Source organism: Micromonospora sp. CB01531 (assembly GCF_001905095.1).
Lineage (GTDB): Bacteria > Actinomycetota > Actinomycetes > Mycobacteriales > Micromonosporaceae > Micromonospora.
Window position 1 is genome coordinate 52,532 of the sequence record NZ_LWLS01000069.1, and the last position, 23,719, is coordinate 76,250.

Below are 23,719 nucleotides of genomic sequence, written 5' to 3' on the forward strand. Positions count from 1 at the left end.
GGCCGCCCATACACCTACGCTTGCGGCATGAGGGACCCAAGCTCGCACCGGACCCTCGCCGCGCCAGATCTCCCGATGCCAGCGGCGGTGCCAGGACCGGATCGTCACGAGCGCGCAGGAGGATCGTCATGGCAGGGATCCGGCAGATCTTGTTCATCCAGGGCGGCGGCGCGGGCGCGCACGACGAGTGGGACGACAAGCTGTTCGACAGCTTGAGGTGGGAGCTCGGGGACGGGTACGAGGTCCGTTACCCGCGAATGCCCGACGAGGACGACCCGAGCTACGTCAGGTGGAGCGCGGCCATCCGGCGTGAGATGGCGGCCTTGGACGACGGCGTGGTCGTCGTCGGCCATTCGGTGGGCGGGACGATCCTCATCAACGCGCTCGCCGAGCGGCCACCGGAGCCGGAGAAGCTCGGGGCGATCGTGCTGATCGCCGCTCCGTTCGTCGGTGCGGGCGGCTGGCCCGGCGACGAGTTCGAGCTGCCGCACGACCTCGGCGCGAGGCTGCCGCAAGGCGTGCCGGTGCATGTGTTCCACGGACTTCAGGACGATACTGCCCCACCGTCGCATGCTGACCTGTACGCCCGCGCCATCCCCCAGGCGCAGCTGCACCGGCTGCCCGGGCGCGATCACCAGCTGGACAATGACCTGAGCGAGGTGGCGAGGACGATAAGTCCTGACGACCTCGGACCCGTCATTAAGGGATAGCGAAGAGCCCATAGCCCTCCTAATCCACACCTCTGCCCACGCCCGCGAAGCGGCCCACTCTGCCCAGAAAACTCCGGGACATTGCCACCCTGGAGGTAGATCATGTGTCGATGACCAGTGGAGCGGCTCTCGCCAGCCTCCAGGATGCCGCCATCCTGTGGAGCGTGGGTTCCGCCCCCGCAACTGACGTGATCGATGCCGCCTGCGCCTGCCTGGTAGCAGGCGCAGATACTCCGACCCTTCGGATCCTTGCCGGCGTCTCGCCTGTCAAGGGCAGCGAGAGTGACGAGCTGTGCCCCTGGCTGCGAGACGCGCTGGCGGAGCTTTCCCTTGCGTACTACCGACCAGGAAGCCGAGAAGGGGAAGAGGAAGGCCTCCGGGTCATGGCCCGACGGCTGCTCGCCAAGAGCATCACACCTCGCGACCTCACGTCCTGGGCGTCCGGGTTCATCACCTACGACGGAACGCCCCTGGCAGGGGATCTGATTGACCTTGAGAACACGTACGACTACCTTGACGCCCTCTCGGAAGGGCGGCCGTACGCGAGCACTGTGGCCGAGGATGTCGACGCGAAGGTCATCGCCGAAGCACGGCGCCTGCTCGGCGACGCCACCACAGCTGCGGATGGCTGAACTCCGGGCACTCTCCGAGCACATCGCCGATCTTGGTTCTGGACCGCCGCTTCCGGCCGGCCCGGGTCCGAATGCCGGCGGTCCCCACCCCGCTGAACGGGGTGGGGACCGCCCGAGCGGATCAGTTCAGGCGTACGGATGCGGTATCGAGACCGCCGCGAACGCTCACGGCCTTCACCGCGACGGTGTCGCTGCCGGTCTTGATCACCCGAAGGCGGACCTTCTGCTTGTCGGCACCGTCCAGGTAGAACTGCGGCGCGGCGCCGACCGTGCGGGCACCTTCGACCTTGACGGTGTCCGGAGCGACGATCTTGACTTCCTTCGCCTGCTCGAGCGCCGTCGGAATGCGGCCGGTGTTGTTGACCGTCGCCGTGATCTCGTGCGTCGCGCCGTCGCTCTGCGTACCCGTGAGCTTCTTGGCGGTGACCTCGCTCAGGCCGACCTGCGGCAGTGAATCGATCAGATACAGGTTGAACCGAGCCTGGTTGGCAGCCCACTCACCGATCAGATCAGCCGACGGGTTCTGCGACCAGAACTTCGGGTTGATCCCGCCGATCTCGACCTTCCCCAGCTTGGGGTGTTGCACCTCGGTCCACGGCAGGAAGCAGTTCGTGCGGCCGTTCTCGGCGCACCACCGCGACCGCTCCCAGTCGGCGTACCGGCCGTCCTTGTCGTAGTCGATGTAGTCACCGCCGTTCCAGATCTCGTCGCCGTACCAGACCGCCCCGTACTGGAAGTAGCCGAAGTCCGGACCGTGCCCGAACAGGGGAGTCGGCTGGCCACCGTTGCGCGTGGCGTAGTCGATGTAGACGCTTCCCGTGTTCCGGTAGCCGGTGAACGAGGCACCCGCCTTGTCGAAGTGCTCGTAGAGCTTGCGGTCGCTCGCATACATGCACTCGACGGGATCGCAGGTCGACGGTCCCCGCAGATGCATGGGCACGCGGGTGTCCATGCTGTTCACCGCGGCGATGTTCGTGTGCGACATCAACCAGGTGTACACATGCCGGGTTTCCGGCTCCGACAACGGATACTCGCCGGCCCCGCCCTGAGTCAGGTTCCGACCGGTCGCGTCGTCCGTCGGCATGACATGCCAGTTGTACGGGTAGTTGCGGTGCAGGTCGAGGCCGCCGATGCCGTCCTCGTTGTAGCGGCCGTCGCCGTCGTTGTCGACGCCCTCGGAGAACATCAGGTAGTCGCCCTTGCCCGCGCCGACACTGAGCATGGCGTTCCCGGCCGGGTCCCGCTCGTCGACGACGTGGGTTCCCTTGCCCGCGCCGACGTACTGGCGCATCTGGCTCAGGTATCCGTCGTCGTTGAGGTCCTCGCCCGGGTCCTCGTCGCGCTTGCCGTCCCCGTCGCTGTCGTCCGGCCGCACCGTCGACCGGTTCGTCTGGGCGGTGTACAGGTACATGTCGTGGCCGTCGGGGTTGTTGACCGGTCGGATGTACACCGTCTTCTCGTCGAGCAGCTTGTCGACCTTCGCGTCCTTGCCCGCCTGGGTGATGAGGTGGTGCGCCAGCCAGAGCGAACTCTCGGCGGACGACACCTCGCCCGAGTGGCGGTTCCCCTCGAAGTAGGCCGCTGGCTTGTCGGTGTCGGCGCCGGTGGACTTGTCGGTGATGGTCACCTGGTAGATCGGCTGCCCGCTGTAGCTCTCGCCGACGATGTGCAGGTCGACGATGTCTGGGCGCTCGTGGGCCCACTTCTTCAGCCACCACTGGATTTCGATGCCGGTGTGGAAGTGCTCGAAGTCCATCTGGCCCGGGGTTTTCGGCTTCACCTGGTCGTACTTGACGACCTTGAACGTGCTCTCTCCGTCCCGCTGGCCGGCGATGGTGATGGTGGCGGAGGTGGGCGTCACGCTGCCGGGGAACGGGCCTGGATCCTGCGGCGGCTGCAGGCCGACGGCGTAGGCGGGGGCCGCGGACATGGCCGCGTCGTCAAGCCCCTGCGCGGCGGCTGGCCCCCACAGCTGCGTGATGCCGAGGATCAGGGCGCCCGCAGCCAGGGGCGCCAGTACGGAGACCGGGCGGATGCGCTGCAGGAAGCGCGGCTTTGGTGTGTGCTGGATCGGTGTGTCGTGCGAGGAGGCTTCCCGCCGACCGGATGAGTTATGTGAGGCGTCGGAACCCAAGGCAATCTCCCAATGTCACGTCAGCGCGCTCTCGTGCCCAACAGGCACGGCAGTCGCGCTGGGTAAGGGGGTGGCCACCCTTTGGATACTCGAGTTCTGATCACCGTAGTCGATCATTAAACAGATGTAAATACTTGATTGACGTTGACTCCTTACCGCGACACTGGCTCAGCCTCAACCATCCGGAGTAACACGCCGGCCGAGGTCTCCCGGCTCACGCGACTGGAAAGGACCTGCGGCCCGTCCCCGATACTGGTAGGGACGGGCCGCAGCCGTGCGCAAGGGTGGGCAAACGGCGGTGAGCCGATGATCAGATGGTGAAGCCGCCGTCGACGTTGACCGTCGCGCCGGTGATGTAACGCCCCTCCGGACCGGCGAGGAACGCCACCGCGGCGGCCACGTCGGCTGGTGCCGCGTAGTGGCCGAGGGCGGTGAATCCGTTGATCGTGTCGGCGTTAGGGCCGTCGGCCGGATTCAATTCGGTATTCGTGGCCCCAGGGTTCACGAGATTCACGGTGATCGCCCTGCCGCCGAGTTCACGTCCGAGCGCCTTGGTCAGGCCGATCAGCGCGGTCTTACTCATCGCGTACAGCGAAAAGCCCGGGAAGACCGCCCGCTCGGCCATGTTGCTGCCGATGTTGATGATCCGTCCACCGGCCGACATGCGGCGGACTGCGGCTTGCGAGGCGACGAACGGTGCCCGGACGTTGACCGCGACGGTCTGCTCGAACTCTTCCAGGCTCAGTTGCTCCAGCGGTCCGAGGAGGAACGCGCCGGCGTTGTTGACGAGGATGTCCAACCGACCCAGCTCACCGGCGACCCGGTCCACCGCTGCGATCACTGCCGCCGGATCGGCACTGTCGGCCTGCACGGCGATCGCTCGCCGTCCCGCGGCCTTGATCTGGTCCACCACCTCGTCGGCGCGCTGCTGATTCCGCTGGAACGTCAGCGCCACGTCGGCGCCTTTCTCGGCCAGGCGTAGCGCCACTGCGGCGCCAATGCCACGACCTCCGCCGGTAACCAGGGCCACCTTGCCATCAAATGCGTTGTTCATGACGCAAAGTCTGGTCGACGAAACCCCAGCCGTCCGGCGGTGATCGGACGCCGCGTTCGCCGCTACTCCCGGCCTCAAGGTTTCCGACCCCAGGCCGAGATCATGGGCGAGGTGGCGAGATCGAGAAGCCCCGCCGCGACGTTGTCGAGATGCCGGTCGACTTCTTCGTTGGTAGCCAGGCCGGCGGCGACCAGCCGGTCGCGGATCTGCGCCACGGTGGCCCGCTCCAGCAGGGTGCAGGCAGCGCCGGTCATCGGGAAGAAGGCGTCGGCTTCGACGCCGACGAGCCCCGCGCCGCGCAACAACCGAGGCAACGTGCGCCCGTACGACAGGTCCACACCACGCTGAACCATCAGCGTGCGGAAGTCGCGCTTGAGTTTGTTGGCCAGCCGCTGGGCCGGGCCCGACTCGTCCGGGCAGACCAGCGGCTGCATCATCGGGTCGGCCTCCTCCACCAGCAACCAGCCGCCGGGCCGCAGCGCCGAGATCATGGCGGCCAGCGCGGCGGCACGCTGTGGCACGTGCACCAGGACGAGGCGCGCGTGCACCAGGTCGAATCCGTCCGCCGGCGGCGGCTCGACGCCGACGTCGTGGCGGCGGACCTCGTAGCCAGCGTCGGCGGCAGCGGTCATCCACGAGACGTCTATGTCGGTGGCGAGCACGTGCCCCGCCGGGCCGACGCGCGCGGCGAGCCAGGACGGCACGCTGGGGCCGCCAGCGCCGACTTCCCAAAACCGCCAGCCGTCCGCGATGCCGAGCGCGTCGATGTGCCGGAACGTGGAAGGGTCGAACAGCGCCGCCAGGGCGCCAAAGCGGGTCCCCGCTTCTGCCTGCTGATTGTCGAGCAGATAACCGCTGTCGTCGGCCACGTCCGCATCATCCCTCTCGTTGGTATCGAGGTGTCGGCGTACGGGCCAACGTAGTGACTGTCGCTGTCGGAGTCGGGCCGAGGTCGTGACCAGCTGAGGTGACTGTTTGGTGCCCGAGTCGCCGCGCGCATTGCGGCCACCAGAGGGCGTCGACGGCTGGTGCGATGTGCGGACTGTCGAACGCGACGACGAGCTGTTGGTGCTGTTACGTTCGGTATTGGCAAGCGGTCAGTATCAATCAGGGGGACCTGCGGTGGCGAAATTCGTGATCATCGGGTACGGCAGCCAAGAAGACTATGACCGTACCGACGTGGCGGTACGCGACCAGGCGCACGCCCATGACGCGCGCTTGCGGGAGGCGGGAGCCGAGATGGGCGTTGCCGGCTCCCCCGTGCAGGTGCGGAACCACAACGGTACTGACATGACGGTGAAGAGCGGCAGCTTCATGTCCTCCGCGCTCCCGGTGGCTGGGTTCACGATAATCGAAGCCGCGACGCAGGAGGAGGCCGTCCACATCGTGTCGAAGACCCCCTGCGCAGTCGCGCACGGTGTGGTCGAGGTCTGGCCGTTGCAGGAGTCGCCGTAGTCCCAGGATGCGACGCACGGGAAATCCGCCCATCGACAGAAATGGATGCAATGCGATGGATGCCGGCTTGCCTGTGGGTCTCGCTGAATCCGCTGGCCGGCTCGCAGGCGGTTGAAGGCTCGGACATGGCTCCGCCATCTGCACGACGCCGTGCATGTTCAGCCGGGTAACCCGTACGCCGACACCAGGTTCAGCCACGCCACGCGGAGTGACTCTGGCCGACGAGCGGAGTAACGCGCTCGGATGCTGCCAACAGAGCACGGCGTCACCGACGCACCAACCCGTAGGCATCCTCCTAGGATGCCTACGGGTTGTGTGGTCAGCCGCCCGCCCGAGGGTTTCCGCACTCGCACACGAGGAACGGTCAGACCCCGACCTCGGCCTGTGCAGCCGAGGCCGCCTTCGGTGAGCGGCGTCCAGGCATCCACCAGTTGGCTTCGCCGCACAGTTCCATCACCGCGGGGACGAGGACCATCCGGATGATGGTGGCGTCGACGAGGACGGCGATCGCCATGCCCAGACCGATCTGTTTGACCGAGACGTCGGGGCCGAGCACGGCGGTCGTGAAGATGGCGATCATGATGGCGGCCGCGGCCGTGATGACCTTGGCGGTTCGCGCCAGCCCGCGAGCCACGGCCGTCCGGGTGTCGCCGGTGCGCTCGTACTCCTCACGGATCCGCGAGATCAGGAATACCTCGTAGTCCATCGACAGGCCGAACAGGAGTGGGAACATCATCATCGGTACCCAGGTTGTGATCGGCATGTCGGTGGGGAAACCGAGGGCCGAGCCGAGCCATCCCCACTGCACGATCGCGACCAGCACGCCGTAGGCGGCGCCGATCGACAGCAGGTTCATCACGGCGGCCTGCAGCGCGATCGTGACCGACCGGACCAGCACGACCAGCAGCAGCAGGGACAGCACGATGACGACCGTGATCATCAGGGGCAGGCGCGAGCTGGTGTCCGTGGCGAAGTCGATCGCGCCGGCGTTCGGGCCGCCGAGGTAGACCGCGTTGCCGCCGGATGCCTTGGACAACACGTCGTGGCGGAGCTTGTGCACCAGGTCCGCGGTCGCCTCGTCCTGGTATCCGGTCTTGGGGAAGGCCATGAAGACGGCGGCCTGCCCATCCTGGCTGATCCGGGGCTGAGTGGCGTAGGCGATGCCCTCGGTCTTTCTGACCGCTGCGACGACGGAGCTCAGAGAGGCGTCCGTGGAGTCGACCTCGGTGGCGAAGATCAGGGGTGCGCCGTAGCCGGGACCGAAGCCCTCGGAGAGGATCTCGTATGAGGTGTAGCTGCTCCGGTCGCGGGGCTGGACACTGGCGTCGGGCAGGCTCAGCCGCATCGACAGCGCGGGGGCGGCCAGCACCAGCAGGCTCGCGCCGGCCAGAAGCGCGGCGACCAGCGGCTTGCGCTGCACCACGCCGGCCCAACGCTCGGCGGGGGTACGGCGCTCCCGGGACGGGACACCGCCGGTCCCGCGCCGGCGGGACGCGCGACGGGGCAGGCGCAGCGAGTTGATCCGGTGGCCGATGAAGCCCAGGAACGCCGGCAGCAGGGTAACCGCGGCGATCATCGTCACCAGCACCGTCACCGACGCGCCGATGGCCACACCGGTCATTATCTTCTGTCCCATGGCGATCAGGCCCAGCAGTGCGATCAAGACGGTCGTGCCGGCGAAAAGCACCGCGTGACCGGCGGTGGTGATGGCCTTGACCGTGGCGCTCTCAGGTTCGTCGCCGTCCTGCAGGCTGTCCTTGTAGCGGGTCAGGATGAACAGTGCGTAGTCGATGCCGACACCGAGCCCGATCAACGAGCAGACGAGCACAGTGAAATCCGGCGAGGGGACCACGTGCCCCACGAGCTTCATCAGGGCGATGCCGCCGAGGACCGCCATCAGTCCGGTCACGAGCGGCAGGCCCATCGCCACCAGCGACCCGAAGGCGATGAACAAGACCACCGCCGCAGTCAGGAGGCCCACACCCTCGGCCGGGCCCTGCGGGGGCGTTTCCGCCTTCTCCGCCTTCTCTCCGCCCAGCCCCAGCGTCACGCCGTCACCGGACGCGCCCTTGACCCTGTCCACCAGAGGCTTGACCTCAGTCTTCGCCACATCCTTGTCGGTCAACGGGATGGTGGTACGGGCGATACGGCGATCCTTCGTCACCAGATTCTCGTCCTGATACGGCGAGATCACCGGCCCGGTGATGGGGGAGGCGTCCAGATCGGCGATGACCTTCTCGATCTTTTGCCGGGCGGCGGGGTCGTCGATCCCGTTTTCCGCCTTGATCGCGAGAGTCAGGGTGTCCCCTTGCTGTTCGGGGAAGTGCTTCTCGATAAGGACCTGCGCCTTGGCGGAATCGGAGTCTCCACCGGCGTAGTCGTTGTCGGAGGCGGCGCCGTAGCTGAAGCCGACGAACGCCACGGCCATCACGCCGACGATCCAGGTCAGGAGGACCAGGCCGCGGCGCCGGTAACAGAACCGGGCTAGTCCCGCCAGGGCCCCATCCGTACGGGGAGCCTCGGTTGTCATCATCTTCTCCTAATCGTTGAGCGTTGCATTCGATCGACTTGATCCGTTGCCGGTGTGGCCGAAAATGTGCGTCAGCAGAATCGCGGTGTTCCGTGGCGCGTTTCGCAGCGGAGCGAGAATCGCCGACTCGGCGACTTTTCCCAGTGCCGTGTTGACGACGTCCAGGTCGGCAGGGGAGAGGGACGGTGCTCGACGGGCCAGCCGACGCAGTTCGGCGTCGATGACGGACCGGTTGTGCCGGTGCACCAGGGCAAGGAGGTGTGACCTGAGCTGGTCCGCGCCGCCAGCGGGTTGACCAGCGGCGCGGGCTGAATCAGTGGCCATGGCTGGGGCTTCCGCCGTGCGAGCCGCCGAATGGGGTCGTGACGCCGTCGTATTGGAGCCGCAGCATCATGCCCTGGTGCGCGTGCGGCAGGTTGTGGCAATGGTTCATCCAGATTCCCGGATTCGTAGCGTGGAACGCGACCTCCCACGTCTCGCCCGGTCGGACGTCGAAGGTGTCCACCCACAGCGGACTGCCGGTCGACGGCGTCCCGTTCCTGGACAGGATCAGCACGGGATGGCCGTGCAGATGCCAGGGGTGCGTTTCCAGGCTTCGGTTGACGACGGTGAACCGGACGATGTCGCCTTCGGCGACGAGCTGGTCGGGGATGGAGGGGTGGCCCCGGCCGTTGACGGTCTGCGCATACGCCGGCTTCCCGTCGGTCATGGCCACTCCGCGGTCGAGGACCATGGTGAAGTGCCGGTCGGCGTTGCGGCTGTCGAAGGGCACGGCGGCCGGAACTCCGTACCGCAGCAGGTCGAGCTCCGGCAGGTCGGACGTTTCCTCGACACGCGCTTCACCGCGCGCATCGCCGCGCGGGCGTAGGCGCACTCCGCCGTCACGATCGTCGTCGACAACGAGCGCCACGGACGTGTCCGGCATGAGGAACACCAGGTCGTACCGCCCGCCCGCGGGCAGGTGCAGTCCGACGTCGCGGACCTCACCGGGCTGGTTGAGGTCTCGGCCGTCGACGGCCGCCACCCGGAACGGGGTTCCGGCGAGGACGATCCGGTGCGGGTCCGAGTCGGTGTTGATCACTCGTAGCCGAACGGGTGCACCGGGTGGTGCGGGGTGTTCGGTTCGGCCGTCTCTGCCGGCGATCACGACAGTGCCGTCGAAGGTGTGCACGGGCAGGGTCAGGTCCACCTGCTCCGCCGTGGCGGGTTCGTCGGCTCGCTGTCCGGCGCGCGGCTGCACGACGAGGGTCCCGTACAGCCCCTTGTGTACCCCGACGTGGGACGCGTAGTGGGTGTGGTACCAGTAGGTGCCCACCTGGTCGGCGCGAAACCGGTAGACGAAGTCCGCACCGGGTCGCACGGCCAGCTGCGTCACGCCCGGCGCGCCGTCCTCGCCGCACGGTACGTCGTAGCCGTGCCAGTGCAGGGTCACGCCGTCGTCGATGTCGGCGTTGTGCAGCCGCACTTCGATCAGGTCCCCCTGGGTCGCGGTGATCGCCGGGCCCGGGACCGCCCCGTTGTAGGTCCAGGCGTCGATCTCCCGCCCGGACGGGAGTCGTACGGTGGCCTTCTTCGCGGTGAGCACCTGCCGCCGTACGGTGCCACCTGGTGCCGGTGAGCCGGGGCCGCGTAGGTCGGCCACCGACACGGCCGCTCGCGGCGAGCGTCCCGGGCCGCCGCCCCTGGTCACCGATTCGGTGGTGAGGAACGACAGCCCGGTGCCGGAACCGGCTGCGGTCACCACGACCGCGCCACCGGTCCAGCCGAGGAACCGGCGGCGCGAGATCGCGCGTCGATCCTCCGGCACCTGCGCGATGCCCGCATCGGCGCTGTTCTCGACGGGCGTCGTGACCACTCGCGCGGTCAGCAACGCGCTGGCGCCCACGAGCGAGATCGTGATCAAGGCCGCGCTCAAGGTGAGTGGGTATCCGGCCAGGAAGGTCACCACCAGACCGGCCAGCGCCGCGTAGCCCGCGGTGAACACCGAGACCACGCCACGTGCCGACACTCCAGCTGCTCGCCCCCGTCTTACCGCGAGCAGTTGCGGGCCGGCGAGCAGCACGGCGACGGCCCCGGCGGCCCCCAGCATCGGCAGCCCCAGGAGCACCTTCTCCTGTACGAACCACCAGCCCTGGCCGGCCAGCATCGCCACGGTGCCCACTCGGACCAGCGTCACGAGCACCGCCGCGACGAGGCCGGTGAGCGCCAGCCGGGTGCGGCGGAGCGCCAGTGTGACGCCGGCGGCGAACCACGCGGCGATGCTCAGCAGTGCGACGACGTGGTCCAGGATGATCCACAGCCCGGTGGTCATGGCGCCTGTCGCGCAGGCATGGCCGGCCTGGGCAGCTGGGTGTCCGGCCTGGACAGCTGCATGGCCTGACGGATGATCATCCCGGTGACTGCCACGATGGCGAGACCGTTGACCGCGTGCAGGCCGAAAACGAGCCCGCCGGCGGTGCCGTCGAGCGCCGTGGCGATCCCCTTGATCGCGAACTGGACAATCGCGAGCCCGGCGACCAGGCCACTCAGTCCGATGACCCGCCCGGGCATCCGGGCTGTCGCGGCGACGACGGTCACCAGGACCGCGATCAGAGCAATTCCGCCGCCCAGCGCGCGGTGCGGCTGGAAGGACTCATCGTTGGGTGCCGTGTCGAACGCACCGCTGGCAGCCAGGAAGAACTGTGCGACGACGGCCAGCATCTGCAGGGCCGCCAGGCCGGCGAAGAATCTACGCATGGCACGCTCCTCGAAGTGGGTGAGGGTGATCGCTCATGGCGGAGATCGTCGCGCCGGTGAGGCCGCCGTGGCCTCTGACAACGGATGGCAGCGTCTACGCAATTGGGCGTAGACGACCTCGTTACTCACTACGCCAGTGCGCGTAGCAGGTCGCGCATCTCTGCCGAGCGTCGTCCGTGGGCGAGAACAGTAGGATCACCGCATGCAACCACGTGCCGTGTCGTTCCCCTTGCGTATGGTGGCGCAAGACGTGGCGCTCGCGCTCTTCGTCACCGTGATGCAGGTGCAGGGCACGGTCGCCAAGGTTGCCATCGAGGGGGCACCACGCCCGCTCGCCGACTTCGGAAACCTCGGCTACGCGCTGCTGATGGTGAGTGGCCTGGCCCTGGCCGTCCGCCGCCGGTGGCCGGTGCCGGTGTTTGTCACCACCGCGCTCGCCAGCGTGGTGTATTACGGTCTCGACTTCCCGGACGGGCCCGGCTGGCTCGGGCTCTTCGTCGCCCTGTACACCCTCACCGCCTACGGCGACGGGCGCCGATCGCTGGTGGTGGCTGGCGTGGGTACCACGGTGCTCGCCGTCTGGTGGCTGGTCGCCGCGGCCGACATCGAGCCCCGCGCCGCCATCGGCTGGGTGTTCTTCCGGATCGGTGCATCGGTCATGAGCGCAGCCCTCGGCGAGTCCGTCCGGTCTCGACGGGTCATCGCCGCCGAAGCTCAGGCGCGCGCTGAGCTGGCGGAACGGACTCGCGAGGAGGAAGCACGGGCGCGGGTCGACGCCGAACGACTGCGGATCGCACGTGAGGTCCACGACACCGTCGCGCACGCCATAGCGATCATCAACGTCCAGTCCGGTGTCACCGCGCACGTGCTCGACAGGAGGCCGGAAGTGGCACGCGAGGCGCTGCAAGCCATCGAGCAGACCAGTTCTCGGGCGCTGCGGGAGATGCGAGCCATCCTCGGGGTGCTCCGTGACGACAACGACGGGCGCGTGCCGTACCCAGGGCTTGAGCAGATCGACGAACTCGCCGCCAAGGCACGCGATGCCGGACTTGACATCAAACTCGAGCAGACCTCGCCCGCGGCGCCGTTGCCGAGCGCGGTGGGGAGCGCCGCCTACCGAATCCTGCAGGAATCGATCACCAACGTGATCCGTCACGTCGGCCCGACCCGGGTGACCGTAGCGCTGCATCCAGGGATCGACGCCTTGGAGATCCGCGTGACCGATGAGGGGCGCGCCCGCCCAGCCGGCGGCCCCGCGGGCCCGCACCTACCGGCCCAGCATCCGACCAGCACCGGCAGCTCGGCCAAGCCCGGCCGCGGCATCCTCGGCATGCGCGAACGCTGCCAACTGCTCGGCGGAGAACTCGAGGCAAAGCCGACTCCGGGCGGAGGGTTCGAAGTCATGGCCCGGCTGCCCCTCGCGCCGACCGGGTCGCGCCTGTGAACGCAGCAGCCACATCATCGTCCACCAACGCTCCGATCAAGGTGCTGCTCGCCGACGATGAAGGTCTCGTCCGGTCCGGATTCAAGGTCCTGCTCGACGTCGAGGACGACATCATGGTGGTGGGAGAAGCCACCAACGGCGCCGAAGCCGTCGAGCGGGCCCGCGCCACCCGCCCCGACGTCGTCCTCATGGACATCCGCATGCCGAGGCTGGACGGGATTCAAGCCACCAGCCAGATCACCAAGACGCACGGGTTGGAGCAGGTCCGAGTCCTCATCCTCACCACCTATGACACCGACGAGTACGTCTTCGAGGCATTGGAAGCCGGCGCCAGCGGCTTCCTGCTCAAAGACGCCGGACCGGCCGAGCTCCTGCACGCCATCCGGGTGGTCGCTGCCGGAGACGCGCTGCTCGCGCCCCGGATCACCCGACGCCTCATCGGCCAGTTCACTGCGCAACGAAGCGCTGCCCAAGCCGCGGAGGACCGGCTCGCGGTGCTGACCCAACGCGAGCGCGAAGTGCTGGCCCTGGTGGGACAGGGCCTGAGCAACAACGAGATCGGCACCGAGTTGTTCCTCAGCCCGGCCACCGCCCGCACCCATGTCAGCCACGCGATGGTGAAACTGGGTGCGCGCGACCGTGCGCAACTGGTCGTCATCGCCTACCAGACCGGACTGGTCAGCCCCAACAAGGCGTGAACGCGTACCGCGCCACGACGCAGCCCGCATCGATCAGCCGACCGGATTCCCGCCACGGAAACCCGGAACCGCTCGCCGGCTACCGGCACAAGCGCGCGTACAGCTGTGAGCACGGTCAATCCGGCGCCGAGCGCTCGCCGGGTGCCCCGCTTCGCTTCCCGGTCGAGGGGGGTGGCTCGGCTGCCGGCGGGGCGAGGGCGGCGAGCAGGCCAGGTGCGGCGAGCCGCTGATAGATGCTGGCGAGGGCGGCGGGTCCGGGCCGGAAGTCCTGGTCGACCCACCAGGTGAGCAGGCCAAGGGCTGCGGAGGTGTAGAACGCGGCGGCGACGTCGACCGGTAGATCGCTACGGGCGGCCTCGATGTGCGGGCGCAGATGGTCGCGGAACAGGTCGCTGACGAGCCGGTACAGGTGGCGCTGCGCGACGAGGCCGCCGCGTCGGCCGCACAGCGCGCGGTAGAGGTCCCGGTGGCGGTACGCGTGGGCGAAGATCACGCCGGTCGGGCTGGTCGGATGGGGTGGCACGCCGGGGCTGAGGGCGTCGAGGTCGCGCTGCAGATCGGTGCGCAGGTCGTCGAAGCCGGCCAGCAGCAGGTCGTCCTTATCGCGGTAGTGGGTGTAGAAGGTGGAGCGTCCCACGTCGGCGCGGTCGAGGATGTCCTGCACGGTGATCCGGTCGTAGCCCTTCTCGGGAATCAGGGCGACGAGCGCCTCACGAAGAAGGCGCTGGCTGCGCCGTACCCGGCGGTCCTGTCCCGGCATCTCGCATCCTCGCTTCCCGAACAGTTGTCGGCGGATGTCCGGTAACGGATCGTGGCCCTGTTCTGGTCGTTGAACCGGCTCGCTGCCCGTGACCATACTCGGACGTGGTGTTCGACATCGAACGAGTGTCCGGCCGCGGCCGACAGCCCCGGCCAGGTCAGCGGTAGGGAGACGCCCGATGTACCTGCCCCCACGATCTCGTCGGCTGCTGCTGGCCGCCCACATCATCATCACGGTGGGTGCACTGGGCGCCGACACGGCACTCCTGGCGCTGGCGGTGTCCGGACTGCGCGACACCGATCCACGCACCGTGTACCCGGCGGCGTACCTCCTCGGCCGGTGGCTGGTCGCGCCGTTGGCCGTGAGCAGCGTGCTGACCGGCCTCGCGCTGGCGGCCGCCGGCCCGTGGCGGCCACTGCGGCACGGCTGGGTCACCGTCAAGCTCACACTCGCGGCGGTACTCACCGCGGCCGCCCTGGCTCTGCTCGTACCCCGGCTCGGGCACGCAGCCGCCGCAGCGGCGGTCGCGTCATCGCCGCCGGGCGTCCCCGCCGGCGACCGGGTCGTCGCGGTGGCGGCACCGGCTGCGGCACTGCTGGCCCTCGCGATCAACGTGGTCCTCGGAGTCTTCAAGCCGGGCCGGCGCAGGCCCAGTCAGGCGGCAACTTCGGAGGTGGCATATGCAGCCGATCGTCAACGTTGAGCAGGCGCAGGCGTGGAACGGGCCGGAAGGCAGGCACTGGGCCGACCACGCCGCCGAGTGGGACGCGGTAAGCGCAGAGCTCAACGAACCGCTCCTGACGGTAGCCGGGATCAAGCCGGACGACCGGGTGCTCGACCTCGGCTGCGGCAACGGCCAGAGCACCCGGCTCGCCGCCCGGCGGGCCCGAGACGGATACGCGCTTGGCGTCGACCTGTCCGGTCCGATGCTGCAAACAGCGCGGGCCCACGCCGCCGGCGAAGGGTTGACCAACGTCCGGTTCGAGCAGGGCGACGTGCAGGTGCACCCGTTCCCGCCCGGCGAGTTCGATGTCGCCCTCAGCCGAGGCGGGCTGACCTTCTTCACCGACCCCGTGGCGGCCTTCACCAACATCGCGCACGCGCTGCGACCCGGCGGGCGCCTGGCGTTCACCTGCGCGCGAGCCATCGACGAACAGCAGTGGTTCACCGTATTCATGACCGCACTCGTCGGCCGCGTCCCGCACACCGACCCGGGCGCGGCGTACGAGCCGGGCATGTTCTCCCTGGCCGACCCCCAACGCATCGACGACCTGCTGACCACGGCCGACTTCCGCGACATCACCATCACCGGCCTCGACCCCGCCATGACCTACGGACACGACGCCGCGGACGCCACCCAACTCGTACTCGGCACCGGCCCGGCACGCGCACTGCTCGACGGCAGCGACCGGCACGCCGCGAGCCGAGCGCGGGTCGCGCTCACCACTGCGCTGAGCACCTACGAGCACCCCGACGGCGTCCAGCTAAAGGGAGCATTCTGGCTCGTCACCGCCGCAACGGAAACAGATGATCAGCGATTCGTGCACTGAGCGCAACGCCCCAGCCGCCGCCGCTCTGCGGCCCCTCAGGCCGGCGTACCAGTACAGCTTCAGTACAAACGACGACTGCAAGCAGTGTGAACGTCGCGTGATGCCGACAAGTGAGAGCGAGGCCGGAGCGCCGACTCGCCCGGATGCGCTCGATTCATCGATCATGGGCGGGCTTGGGGTTTTAGGCTCCTCCGTCGGTCCGAACCACGGCGTGCGGCTGCAACCGCACGACCTGGGCCGTCCAGCAGTCGGATGATTCGGTCGCGAGCTCTGCTCCGCAGTTGCACACCAAGTTGGGGCCGTCGTGACCGGCGGGGCCGCAGCAGCCGCTACGGCGCTTGTCGTCGGGGTGCAGGCGGCGCACGAGCAGGTCGTCTGGGCTGATCAGGACAGTGTTTCGTGGCCCTGCGGAGATCAGGAATCCCTCGTCCTCGCTCCACACATAGGGCGGCCCGAACGGATCGACGGTGACAGCGAAGTTCCCGCTCGGCACCCATGCTGGACAGGGGTCGCCAGTTTGTAGATCAGACGGCGCGACCGGCTCCGGCAACTCCGCGAACTGCACCTCGTCCAGGTCATTGGTAAGAGAGGTTCTGCAGCGGACACAGGCGAACACCGTCATGCAGAGATCATCGCGAACACGCCGGCTCTACGGAAGTCGCGCCAGCTCCCTGTCCAGCCTGCCGATGTCGAGCACTAGGGCGTTAGGCCGTCGCGCGCCGTTGGCCGAGCGGGCGCGCCTGCAGGTCGCTCACCGGCTGCACGAGCTGGTCAGAGCACGCCGGGCCGCGACGGCCCGCCCCCCGCGGGCTTTCACCCCCGCCCTGAAGCACGAGCCACTGGCCCACATCACGGTCGCCGCACCGGTCCGCCACCGGATCCGGGCCCGGAACATCGCCGCTTAACCGACATCGCAGGATGGCTTGTGCGGTCACAGGTGCCAGCGACAGTGGCGCTGGTTGGCCTACGATCTGCCGATGATGGCGGCGGCTGGTGCGTATCTGAGATGTGCCCCGCTCGGTGGCGAGGCGGACCAACCCGCCGCAGGCGGGCCGAACGTGGCGGGTTCTTCCGGTGACGTCCGCCGAGCAGTCCCGGAAGTCGTCCGGCGTCGGCTGTCGCCGTTCGACGCAGGCGGTGACCTCTGCTCCTGGTTGGCCACCGCGCTGATCGTCGCCGTTGCCGCCGTGCCGCGTCTGCTCAATCTGGGCAGCCCAAAGGGCAAAATCTTCGACGAGCTGTACTACGCCACCGAGGCACATCACCTGCTGCTGCGCGGCTTCGAGTGGGACGAGAAGAACAACGTCGCCGCAAACGTCGTCCACCCGCCGCTCGGGAAGTGGATGATCGGGCTCGGTGAGCTGGTGTTCGGCTATAACGAGACGGGTTGGCGCGTCTCCGCCGCAGTCGTCGGCACCCTGTCGGTGCTCATCCTCGTACGCGTGGCGCGGCGGATGTTCCGGTCCACCGTGCTGGGCTGCGCGGCGGGTCTACTGATGGCGCTGGACGGCATGCATCTGGTGTTGTCCCGGGCGGCGCTGCTCGACATCTTTCTGATGTTCTTCATCCTCGCGGCGTTCGGCACTCTGCTCCTCGACCGCGACGCCCGCCGGCGGCGCTGGCTGACGGCGCTCGAAGCCGGCCTCGACCCTACCGTCCCGGGGCCGGACGGCCGCCTGCCGTTTGCGGTGCCGTGGTGGCGCCTGGCCACCTTCGTTCTGCTCGGCTGCGCGTGCGCGGTCAAGTGGAGCGGCATCTGGTACGTGCTCGCCTTCGCCGCGCTGATGCTCTACTGGGAGATGCAGGCACGCCGCTCCGCGGGCGTACGCCGCCCGTGGCGGGACGCTCTGGTCAGAGAGATCGGCTGGGTGGCGATCGGCGGCACGCTTCTCCTCGTCGTGTACCTGGCGAGCTGGTCAGGCTGGTTGTTCACCGACGGCGGACACTTCCGGCACTGGCTGCGGGACGCCGGCCACGACGAGTTGCCGATCGTGGGCGCGCTGCAGAACTTCTGGCACTACCACGTGGAGGCGTTACGGTTCCACACCACGCTGGAAAAGGCGCATCCGTACCAGTCCTGGCCGTGGCAGTGGCTGCTGCTCGGGCGACCGGTCGCGTTCGACTGGTGGTGTGGCGGCGCAGCATGCGCCGGGTCAGCCCCCACAAGGGAGGTCCTGCTGTTGGGGACGCCGCTGCTGTGGTGGTCGTTCATCCCGGCACTGGGCGCACTGACCTGGTTCGGCATCGCGCGACGGGACTGGCGGGTCGGCCCCATCTGGCTCGGCGTCCTCGCCGGACTGCTGCCCTGGTTCTACTTCGCCGTCGCCGACCACCGGACGATGTTCTATTTCTACGCCCTTCCCGCGGAGCCGTTCCTGGTCCTCGCCGTCGTCTACGTCCTCGGCATGGTCATGACTCCGCCTCGCCCATCGGCTGCCACCGGCAGCGCGCCGTCCGGACCTGACCGGCGTCCGATCGGCGTCATCGTCGCAGCGGCCTACGTACTACTGGTTGCGGCTTGCTTCGCGTACTTCTATCCGATCTACGTCGGCAAGGTCCTGCCGTACACCGACTGGGCCGCCCGGATGTGGTTGGGCAACCGCTGGATCTAGTTCCTGCCTGATCCCGGTCGCTCGTGCTGGTGCTGGAGATCCACTGGCCGTATGCTCCGTGCGTGTCACAGCCGGGGTCCCGTCTCGTCGCGGCGCGGTTGCTCGTGGTCGGGCAGCTGTCGATGGTGGCGCTCTATCTGGCGGGCGTGGTCGTCCCGTACCTGCTGAAGTTCACCCTTGAGGGGATCGATCACTGCTCGTCGACGACCGGATGCCAGGCGCCCGGGGACGTGTTCAGCGGGCCGATGTTGGTGCTGCTGGTTCCCGCCATGATCATCACGATTCTGGGGCCGATGGCTGCGGTCCTCTTGCTGCTGATGTCGTTCACCTCGCTGGCCAGGCGGCGTCGGGAGATGTCCGCCGTGCTGCGGCGGTCGCTGTTCGGGGCGGCCGGGCTCACGTTGGCCTTCCTGGTCTTCACGCTGCTGCCGCCGGGCCGACTCCTGCTGGGCTGGGTGCTGGACTGATGACAAAGGGACTGTGGCGGGCGCAGCTGGCCCTGGTGTGGGCTTTCGGGCTCGCGGTCTTCTTCTTCCTCTTCGGGCTGCTGGGCGGGCCGCACGGCGGAAACAGCAACGGCGTGTACGACATGGTGTACGGACCGCTCCCTGAGGGGGTGTCGGTGCGTGGCTCGCTGGCCTTTCCGCCCGCCTGGTTCACCTTGCTCGCCATGGCGGTGGCCTGGCTGGCCCCGCTCATCGCGGCGTTTCTTGCCTGGCAGGGCCGGCGTGCGCTGAAGGGCGACGGAGAGCAGGGCCTGCGGGACCGGATACAGGCCGGCACCGTCGCCGCCTTCGTCATCCTGGTGTCCTACCTGACGCCGATCGGCTGGACGCTGGTCTACGGGCTGACCCGCTGGACGATCATGAGCATCTGGGGCGAGGGCCCAGAGGCGGCGCAACTGGGGTCTTGAGAGGGCGCGCGGCCCGGCGCGCGCCCGCCGCGTCGGCTGCGAAATTCGCTGCCCGGTTGCCGGAGGACGGTGATAGACAGCCGGCGTGAGGAGTGCTCTGGAGTCCCCGTTCTGCTGCGGCTGATCGACGAACGGTCGGTCGCGTTCCGGGCCGCGGCCGCCTCCGCGCCCAGCCTCGACGTGCGGGTGCCGACCTGCCCTGAGTGGACGCTGTTCGATCTGGTGCAGCACCTGGGCGAGGGGCGTCGTTCCTGGGCCGCCCGTCGCCGCGGGGCCTACCGCCTCGGCCAAGTCCGCATCGGAGGGCCGGGCTGCGCCTCGGGAGCGCGAGGCCCTGCTGGCCTGGTTGGCCGCATCGACGCAGCAGCTACTGGACGCATTGCGGGAGGCTGGCCCGGACGGCGGTTGCTGGACGTGGTGGGTACGTCGCAGTCGCCGCAGACCTGCGGTGCCGTCGCCCGACACCAGCTCCAGGAGATCGCGGTGCACACCTACGACGCTCAGGTCGCCCTAGGCGCCCCGCAGTCGCTTCCGGTCGAGGCGGCACTCGACGGTGTCGACGAGTTTCTGTCCACCTGCTGCGCAACGACGGCCGCCTGGCCGCACGAGCCCGCTGCCGTCGACTACCACACCACCGAGGGCCGCTCCTGGCGCCTCTGGCTCTCCGCCGACGGCGCACGGACCGCCCGCCTGCCCAAACCCGGCACGATGTTCGCCACCGCTGCCGGCGAGGACCCGGACGCGGCCGACGCCTCCGCCCGGGGCACGGCCAGCGACCTGCTCCAGGCCCGGGACCCGGATGAGTAGGACGTAACGGTGCACCACCTGCTGCGCCCCGGGCCGACGGGGACACGACCACTCCGCCAGGTCCGCCCGGAACATCGGCAGCGCCCTCAAGCCCGCGAGGGCGGACTGACGGTACGCCACGAAGCTGGCCGTTTACCTGGTAGATCTCGACCTCGCGGCCTCCGCACCGTCAGGGACGAGTACGTCGACAGCCGGCAGCCGCAGACCGGCCAGCTGGTCCAGGTTCAGACCAGCCGGGAACACGGAGTCGACCTGGGAAGCGGCACCGCCGCCGGGGAACGGGCGGCAAACAGCGGAGCCACCCGCTCCCACAGGTCATCCGAGAACAAGATCAGCAACCGCGGTACCCTGCCGACCAAGATTGCCGAGCGCAAGACCCGCAGCTCGACTCATTCTGAAACGATCAGTAAGGCAGTGGGACAACGTAGGAGTCGACGCGGGCGATGAGCCCGTCGCGGAAGGTGAACAGGTCGTTGAAGACGAAGCGGAACGGCCCATGGTCGACGCTGACGCCGCGGCCCTCGCCTACGGCGACGACGACTCGACCGTCCTCGTAGACACGCTGAACGTCGAGCTCGGGGCTTCCGGTGAACGCCGGATTCTCGATCTCGTCGTCGAACTCCGTCTTGCCGCGGGTGGTCCGGTGGCCGTGGATGACCCACTCGATGTCATCGGCAAGGGTCGCGAGGATGCGCGGGTGGTCGCTCGCCCGGAATCCGTCGAAGTACTCTGCGACGAGGTCGCGCTGGGTCGTTTGCGTCACGGCGTTCTCCGTCCTTGTGTGGGCTGGTGGTGCTGCAGGTGTGCGGCAAGGGCGTCGAGGATCGAGGCGAGCCCGTCGACTGCTTGCGCTGTCCGGAGCTCAGGGGGAAGCCGCCGCTGATGGACCGTGAGGTCCGTGCCATCGCCAGCGGATTGGACGGTGACGGTCGTCCGGAGGCCGGTGACGGATTCGTCGAACACCAGTTCGCGCGGTGCGGTGACGCTCACGTAGACAAACCGGAGCCGGCGGGTCCGGCCGTCCGGCGCGCGGGTGTCAAGCGCGAACTCTCCGCCGGGACGCAGATCGACGCTTACCGACTCAGGCGGCACGGTGGCGTGCGAACCTCCCCAGAACGCCGCGATGCTTGCCGGCGAGGTGAAGGCGGCCCAGACACGTTCGGGTTCCGCCCGGAGGTGGCGCTGGGCGATCAGTTCGTCGCCGTGGAGCTCGGCGCTGGTCAACGAGCCGCTCCCTCGTCGGTGAGATGCCGCTCGAGGGCGTCGAGCCGATCGTTCCACGCGCGGCGCTGGTCGTCGATCCACGTGCCGAGCAGCGAAAGCTGATCGACCCTGAGCCGGCAGGGGCGCCTGGTGCCTTCGCGTCGCTGCTCGACCAGGCCGCAGCGCCGCAGGACACCGACGTGGTGGGAGATCGCCTGTGGGGTCAGGTCGAACGGTGCAGCAAGCTCTCCCACCGTGGCATCGCCTCGGGCGAGGCGAGTCACCAGGGCGCGGCGGACGGGGTCGCCGAGAGCGGCGAAGGCCAGATCCAGGTCCGGACCAGGGGCCACGACTGCAGGAGCCATGGCTCCACCCTAATGCAAACGACCATTTGCGCAAGCCGTCTTTTGCGGATGTCGCGGCCCTGTAGGCGCCGTATGCGGGCTCCCAGCAGCGAAAGCGCCGTGCGGTCGTGGCGCGGTCAAAGCATCGCGACGAGCCGGAACCGTTCCAACACAGCTGGCGTGTCGTCGTCTACGGTGAAGTCCGGATCGCCCAGCCACCCTCGGTAGTCCGTTCCGTGCCAGTAGTCCTCGTGGCCAGCTCGCCAGGCGGCGACCGAGTCGTGCCCCTCGCCCTCGTTCCGGGCATGGTCGAGGTCCACGTCTCCGAGTCGGCTGATACGCACCTCGGTCAGTTCGATCACGGCCACCCGGCGGCCGGCAGAATCGATCACCGCCGCTCGGTCACCCACGACCGGTAGCGGCTCCTCGTCGATTTCGTAGTCCTGGAGCAGGCCGGTCGTGGTGGTCTTGGTCCCGTCGAGCACTGCAGCGACCAGCTTGTCGCGCAGTGGACCAGGGAAGGCGAACTCGAACGCGGGTAGATCTGCCGTCATCGGGCGAGACTAACGAGAGAGCCTTGTCGACAGCGAGCCGATTGTGCGGCCCTTACGAGCAGTGTTGATGCCGCGGATCGACTCGTCGCGGCCAGCCGTTCTGGCATGGCTGGGCCATGACATCCTCGATCTCTGGCGATTCGGACTCCTGGCCTGCCTGGGGCTCGACCGTCTGGGCGTACGACCTCCCGGCACCTTCACCGACTGTTAGCGGCCAGTTGGCGGGCAGATAAATGGCCATCACTGATGACAGGCTGTATCCAGACGACAGGCACACGAAGCCGTAGAACCTGCCGGGGAAGGAACGGCGAGACTCTCGACCCCCGCCGAACCACCCACCTCTCACGGCTGGAACTCACCCTCGCTGCCTGAACCGAGAATGACCAACAGGGTCTATGTCGGCGACAAACTCGCGGTGTTGACCCGCATCGCCAGCTGGCTTACCGACGACGGACAGTTCAGCGCCGATCTCGACCTGGACAGCGTGCGTCTCGCCGATGGTCGGCCCGCCGGCCGGAGACTCGCCACCGCACTACGCGGGGCAGGCTTCGCCGTGGATACCCGCCGTCGGCGGATCAGGCGGAACGGGCCTGGCGTGGTGTCTCTGCCGTACGCGTATCTCGGCGCCGACGACCGCGCTGGCCCCAACTACACCGGCCAGCCTGCGGTCAACTCCTACTACACGGAAACACGCGGCCTTCGATGACCAGTACGCCCCGACGAGAGATGCCCACTGACATGCCGTACGCGTTAGGCCGCCGTAGCCGTATCAGAGGGTGCTGCCCTGGCGGGGTCATGCGGCCCGGAGCCAGCGGCTGTGGATGGCCTCGTAGCGGACCGGGTCGACGGCGGCCGGGTCGTCGAGGAGGGTGACCAGCAGGGCGCCGTTGGGGAGCCGGCGCGTGCGGGCGGCGACCTCGGGCAGTGGTGGCGGTGGCAGACGGCGGTCGGGTCCGACGTAGGTCCACCAGCCGAGCTCAGCCGGCCGGCCACCGGTCGGATGCGCGGCGTCGTGGATGCTCCATTCCCAGATCTGATCAGTCGACCACTCGTCGAGGACTCGGCCGACGTCGTCGTTCAGACGCTGCGCCATATCAAGCCACAAGCCGGTCAGGCGGCCGTGCAGGTCGCGGAAGGTGGCCGCCTCGGGTGCCGGTCGGCGATGGCAGAAGCATGTGTCGAGAGCCCAGACGAGACGCCCGTCTTCCCAGTTGACGAAGATGTCGATGTCGCCGTTCGTCCAGAACTGGCCGTGCTCGGCGCCCGTCGCCATTGCGGCGAGCGCCGTGTCGAGGTCCTCGACCGTGCGTAGGTCGGCGTCGGGATTGGTGAACAGGTTGATCAGCCCGTCGGCGCGCTGCGGACGCAGGTTCCGCTCGGCTGCCAGTGCGTACAACTGGCGCAGGGCCGGTCCCGCCGCCACGGGCACGTGCAGTTCCCAGATCCAGTCCGATCCCACGACCGCATGGTGCCGATCCGCCGCCATCCCGGGCAAGCCGGTGACAAGATCCGCTCATGCCGGCGTCCGCCGCGCCAAGAACGGCGAACCCGCTCTACTGAGCCGCATGTGCCGCGAAGCGCCC

At 68.5% G+C, this 23,719-nt stretch carries 26 protein-coding genes; 12 read left to right on the plus strand and 14 right to left on the minus strand.

Annotated features, from left to right (window positions below; genetic code table 11):
* Window positions 1–128: 128 nt before the first annotated feature.
* Together A6A27_RS17920 and A6A27_RS17925 are read left to right on the plus strand one after the other, a co-directional pair.
* Window positions 129–710 (plus strand): alpha/beta fold hydrolase, encoded by a 582-nt coding sequence (locus tag A6A27_RS17920; RefSeq protein WP_073835762.1) that lies wholly within the window; start codon window positions 129–131, stop codon window positions 708–710.
* Between the two features lie 110 nt (window positions 711–820).
* On the plus strand, window positions 821–1,342 hold the full coding sequence (locus tag A6A27_RS17925) for a hypothetical protein (RefSeq protein ID WP_143194048.1): 522 nt from the start codon (window positions 821–823) through the stop codon (window positions 1,340–1,342).
* A gap of 121 nt (window positions 1,343–1,463) precedes the next feature.
* On the opposite strand, the gene A6A27_RS17930 is transcribed toward A6A27_RS17925, so the two are convergent.
* From A6A27_RS17930 to A6A27_RS17940, 3 genes are all read right to left on the minus strand, one after another.
* On the minus strand, window positions 1,464–3,272 hold the full coding sequence (locus A6A27_RS17930) for a M14 family metallopeptidase (protein WP_198940350.1): 1,809 nt from the start codon (window positions 3,270–3,272) through the stop codon (window positions 1,464–1,466).
* Between the two features lie 514 nt (window positions 3,273–3,786).
* A complete protein-coding gene (locus A6A27_RS17935; RefSeq protein WP_073835764.1) occupies window positions 3,787–4,530 on the minus strand; it encodes an SDR family NAD(P)-dependent oxidoreductase in 744 nt (247 codons plus the stop codon).
* Window positions 4,531–4,604: 74 nt separating this feature from the next.
* Entirely contained in the window at window positions 4,605–5,399 is a 795-nt protein-coding gene (locus A6A27_RS17940) for a methyltransferase domain-containing protein (RefSeq protein ID WP_073835765.1), read from the minus strand.
* A gap of 109 nt (window positions 5,400–5,508) precedes the next feature.
* On the opposite strand from A6A27_RS17940, the gene A6A27_RS17945 reads away from it, so the two are divergent.
* On the plus strand, window positions 5,509–5,985 hold the full coding sequence (locus A6A27_RS17945; RefSeq protein ID WP_198940351.1) for a YciI family protein: 477 nt from the start codon (window positions 5,509–5,511) through the stop codon (window positions 5,983–5,985).
* 364 nt (window positions 5,986–6,349) lie between these two features.
* Here the strand turns inward: A6A27_RS17945 and A6A27_RS17950 are convergent, their stop codons facing one another.
* The 4 genes from A6A27_RS17950 to A6A27_RS17960 form a co-directional block, all read right to left on the minus strand.
* Window positions 6,350–8,515 carry an MMPL family transporter gene (locus tag A6A27_RS17950; protein ID WP_198940352.1) on the minus strand — a complete coding sequence of 722 codons (2,166 nt, stop codon included), beginning with the start codon at window positions 8,513–8,515 and terminating at the stop codon, window positions 6,350–6,352.
* Between the two features lie 9 nt (window positions 8,516–8,524).
* Window positions 8,525–8,761, minus strand: coding sequence for a hypothetical protein (locus A6A27_RS43220; protein WP_143194049.1), 237 nt, complete (start codon window positions 8,759–8,761; stop codon window positions 8,525–8,527).
* Window positions 8,762–8,828: 67 nt separating this feature from the next.
* Window positions 8,829–10,826 (minus strand): multicopper oxidase family protein, encoded by a 1,998-nt coding sequence (locus tag A6A27_RS17955; RefSeq protein ID WP_073835768.1) that lies wholly within the window; start codon window positions 10,824–10,826, stop codon window positions 8,829–8,831.
* The gene (locus A6A27_RS17960) at window positions 10,823–11,251 is read right to left on the minus strand and encodes a DUF6220 domain-containing protein (protein WP_073835769.1); all 429 of its coding nucleotides are present in this window, start codon (window positions 11,249–11,251) and stop codon (window positions 10,823–10,825) included. Before A6A27_RS17960 ends, A6A27_RS17955 begins: the two co-directional genes overlap by 4 nt.
* Before the next feature lie 202 nt (window positions 11,252–11,453).
* Between A6A27_RS17960 and A6A27_RS17965 the strand changes: the two genes are divergently transcribed.
* Window positions 11,454–12,695: a sensor histidine kinase gene (locus A6A27_RS17965; RefSeq protein ID WP_073835770.1), complete on the plus strand. Its 1,242-nt coding sequence runs from the start codon at window positions 11,454–11,456 to the stop codon at window positions 12,693–12,695.
* Between the two features lie 35 nt (window positions 12,696–12,730).
* Window positions 12,731–13,393, plus strand: coding sequence for a response regulator transcription factor (locus tag A6A27_RS17970; RefSeq protein ID WP_241825323.1), 663 nt, complete (start codon window positions 12,731–12,733; stop codon window positions 13,391–13,393).
* A 115-nt stretch (window positions 13,394–13,508) separates the two neighbouring features.
* Here A6A27_RS17970 and A6A27_RS17975 read toward each other — a convergent pair whose 3' ends face one another.
* Window positions 13,509–14,153, minus strand: coding sequence for a TetR/AcrR family transcriptional regulator (locus A6A27_RS17975; protein WP_073835772.1), 645 nt, complete (start codon window positions 14,151–14,153; stop codon window positions 13,509–13,511).
* Between the two features lie 178 nt (window positions 14,154–14,331).
* On the opposite strand from A6A27_RS17975, the gene A6A27_RS17980 reads away from it, so the two are divergent.
* Window positions 14,332–14,856 carry a hypothetical protein gene (locus A6A27_RS17980; protein ID WP_073835773.1) on the plus strand — a complete coding sequence of 175 codons (525 nt, stop codon included), beginning with the start codon at window positions 14,332–14,334 and terminating at the stop codon, window positions 14,854–14,856.
* On the plus strand, window positions 14,834–15,703 hold the full coding sequence (locus A6A27_RS17985; RefSeq protein WP_073835774.1) for a class I SAM-dependent methyltransferase: 870 nt from the start codon (window positions 14,834–14,836) through the stop codon (window positions 15,701–15,703). The genes A6A27_RS17980 and A6A27_RS17985 overlap by 23 nt, the downstream gene beginning before the upstream one ends.
* A gap of 181 nt (window positions 15,704–15,884) precedes the next feature.
* Here the strand turns inward: A6A27_RS17985 and A6A27_RS17990 are convergent, their stop codons facing one another.
* Complete coding sequence (locus A6A27_RS17990) at window positions 15,885–16,325, minus strand: hypothetical protein (RefSeq protein ID WP_143194051.1); 441 nt, start codon at window positions 16,323–16,325, stop codon at window positions 15,885–15,887.
* Between the two features lie 358 nt (window positions 16,326–16,683).
* Between A6A27_RS17990 and A6A27_RS18000 the strand changes: the two genes are divergently transcribed.
* From A6A27_RS18000 to A6A27_RS18015, 4 genes are all read left to right on the plus strand, one after another.
* Window positions 16,684–18,315, plus strand: a complete 1,632-nt coding sequence (locus A6A27_RS18000; protein ID WP_083672676.1) for a phospholipid carrier-dependent glycosyltransferase — start codon at window positions 16,684–16,686, stop codon at window positions 18,313–18,315.
* A 23-nt stretch (window positions 18,316–18,338) separates the two neighbouring features.
* Window positions 18,339–18,782 carry a hypothetical protein gene (locus A6A27_RS18005; protein ID WP_073835778.1) on the plus strand — a complete coding sequence of 148 codons (444 nt, stop codon included), beginning with the start codon at window positions 18,339–18,341 and terminating at the stop codon, window positions 18,780–18,782.
* Window positions 18,782–19,228 (plus strand): hypothetical protein, encoded by a 447-nt coding sequence (locus A6A27_RS18010; protein WP_073835779.1) that lies wholly within the window; start codon window positions 18,782–18,784, stop codon window positions 19,226–19,228. Before A6A27_RS18005 ends, A6A27_RS18010 begins: the two co-directional genes overlap by 1 nt.
* 69 nt (window positions 19,229–19,297) lie before the next feature.
* Window positions 19,298–20,035 carry a maleylpyruvate isomerase family mycothiol-dependent enzyme gene (locus A6A27_RS18015; protein WP_241825317.1) on the plus strand — a complete coding sequence of 246 codons (738 nt, stop codon included), beginning with the start codon at window positions 19,298–19,300 and terminating at the stop codon, window positions 20,033–20,035.
* Window positions 20,036–20,438: 403 nt separating this feature from the next.
* Here A6A27_RS18015 and A6A27_RS18020 read toward each other — a convergent pair whose 3' ends face one another.
* The 4 genes from A6A27_RS18020 to A6A27_RS18035 form a co-directional block, all read right to left on the minus strand.
* Window positions 20,439–20,798, minus strand: coding sequence for a nuclear transport factor 2 family protein (locus tag A6A27_RS18020; protein ID WP_073835780.1), 360 nt, complete (start codon window positions 20,796–20,798; stop codon window positions 20,439–20,441).
* Window positions 20,795–21,259, minus strand: coding sequence for an SRPBCC family protein (locus tag A6A27_RS18025; protein WP_073835781.1), 465 nt, complete (start codon window positions 21,257–21,259; stop codon window positions 20,795–20,797). The genes A6A27_RS18020 and A6A27_RS18025 overlap by 4 nt, the downstream gene beginning before the upstream one ends.
* Window positions 21,256–21,603 (minus strand): ArsR/SmtB family transcription factor, encoded by a 348-nt coding sequence (locus A6A27_RS18030; protein WP_073835782.1) that lies wholly within the window; start codon window positions 21,601–21,603, stop codon window positions 21,256–21,258. Before A6A27_RS18030 ends, A6A27_RS18025 begins: the two co-directional genes overlap by 4 nt.
* A gap of 116 nt (window positions 21,604–21,719) precedes the next feature.
* On the minus strand, window positions 21,720–22,136 hold the full coding sequence (locus A6A27_RS18035; RefSeq protein WP_073835783.1) for an ASCH domain-containing protein: 417 nt from the start codon (window positions 22,134–22,136) through the stop codon (window positions 21,720–21,722).
* 379 nt (window positions 22,137–22,515) lie between these two features.
* Here A6A27_RS18035 and A6A27_RS18040 point away from each other — a divergent pair, with 379 nt between their 5' ends.
* Window positions 22,516–22,842, plus strand: coding sequence for a hypothetical protein (locus tag A6A27_RS18040; protein WP_073835784.1), 327 nt, complete (start codon window positions 22,516–22,518; stop codon window positions 22,840–22,842).
* Window positions 22,843–22,929: 87 nt separating this feature from the next.
* Here A6A27_RS18040 and A6A27_RS18045 read toward each other — a convergent pair whose 3' ends face one another.
* Complete coding sequence (locus A6A27_RS18045; RefSeq protein WP_143194053.1) at window positions 22,930–23,595, minus strand: hypothetical protein; 666 nt, start codon at window positions 23,593–23,595, stop codon at window positions 22,930–22,932.
* Window positions 23,596–23,719 lie beyond the last annotated feature (124 nt).

What these genes read in the sequence shown, in the direction of transcription:
- A6A27_RS17920 (WP_073835762.1), top strand. Translation starts at nt 129, where the DNA reads ATGGCAGGGATCCGGCAGATCTTGTTCATCCAGGGCGGCGGCGCGGGC.
- A6A27_RS17925 (WP_143194048.1), top strand. Translation starts at nt 821, where the DNA reads ATGACCAGTGGAGCGGCTCTCGCCAGCCTCCAGGATGCCGCCATCCTG.
- A6A27_RS17930 (WP_198940350.1), bottom strand. Translation starts at nt 3,272, where the DNA reads ATGTCCGCGGCCCCCGCCTACGCCGTCGGCCTGCAGCCGCCGCAGGAT.
- A6A27_RS17935 (WP_073835764.1), bottom strand. Translation starts at nt 4,530, where the DNA reads ATGAACAACGCATTTGATGGCAAGGTGGCCCTGGTTACCGGCGGAGGT.
- A6A27_RS17950 (WP_198940352.1), bottom strand. Translation starts at nt 8,515, where the DNA reads ATGACAACCGAGGCTCCCCGTACGGATGGGGCCCTGGCGGGACTAGCC.
- A6A27_RS17955 (WP_073835768.1), bottom strand. Translation starts at nt 10,826, where the DNA reads ATGACCACCGGGCTGTGGATCATCCTGGACCACGTCGTCGCACTGCTG.
- A6A27_RS17960 (WP_073835769.1), bottom strand. Translation starts at nt 11,251, where the DNA reads ATGCGTAGATTCTTCGCCGGCCTGGCGGCCCTGCAGATGCTGGCCGTC.
- A6A27_RS17965 (WP_073835770.1), top strand. Translation starts at nt 11,454, where the DNA reads ATGCAACCACGTGCCGTGTCGTTCCCCTTGCGTATGGTGGCGCAAGAC.
- A6A27_RS17975 (WP_073835772.1), bottom strand. Translation starts at nt 14,153, where the DNA reads ATGCCGGGACAGGACCGCCGGGTACGGCGCAGCCAGCGCCTTCTTCGT.
- A6A27_RS17980 (WP_073835773.1), top strand. Translation starts at nt 14,332, where the DNA reads ATGTACCTGCCCCCACGATCTCGTCGGCTGCTGCTGGCCGCCCACATC.
- A6A27_RS17985 (WP_073835774.1), top strand. Translation starts at nt 14,834, where the DNA reads ATGCAGCCGATCGTCAACGTTGAGCAGGCGCAGGCGTGGAACGGGCCG.
- A6A27_RS17990 (WP_143194051.1), bottom strand. Translation starts at nt 16,325, where the DNA reads ATGACGGTGTTCGCCTGTGTCCGCTGCAGAACCTCTCTTACCAATGAC.
- A6A27_RS18000 (WP_083672676.1), top strand. Translation starts at nt 16,684, where the DNA reads ATGGCGGCGGCTGGTGCGTATCTGAGATGTGCCCCGCTCGGTGGCGAG.
- A6A27_RS18010 (WP_073835779.1), top strand. Translation starts at nt 18,782, where the DNA reads ATGACAAAGGGACTGTGGCGGGCGCAGCTGGCCCTGGTGTGGGCTTTC.
- A6A27_RS18030 (WP_073835782.1), bottom strand. Translation starts at nt 21,603, where the DNA reads ATGGCTCCTGCAGTCGTGGCCCCTGGTCCGGACCTGGATCTGGCCTTC.
- A6A27_RS18035 (WP_073835783.1), bottom strand. Translation starts at nt 22,136, where the DNA reads ATGACGGCAGATCTACCCGCGTTCGAGTTCGCCTTCCCTGGTCCACTG.
- A6A27_RS18040 (WP_073835784.1), top strand. Translation starts at nt 22,516, where the DNA reads ATGACCAACAGGGTCTATGTCGGCGACAAACTCGCGGTGTTGACCCGC.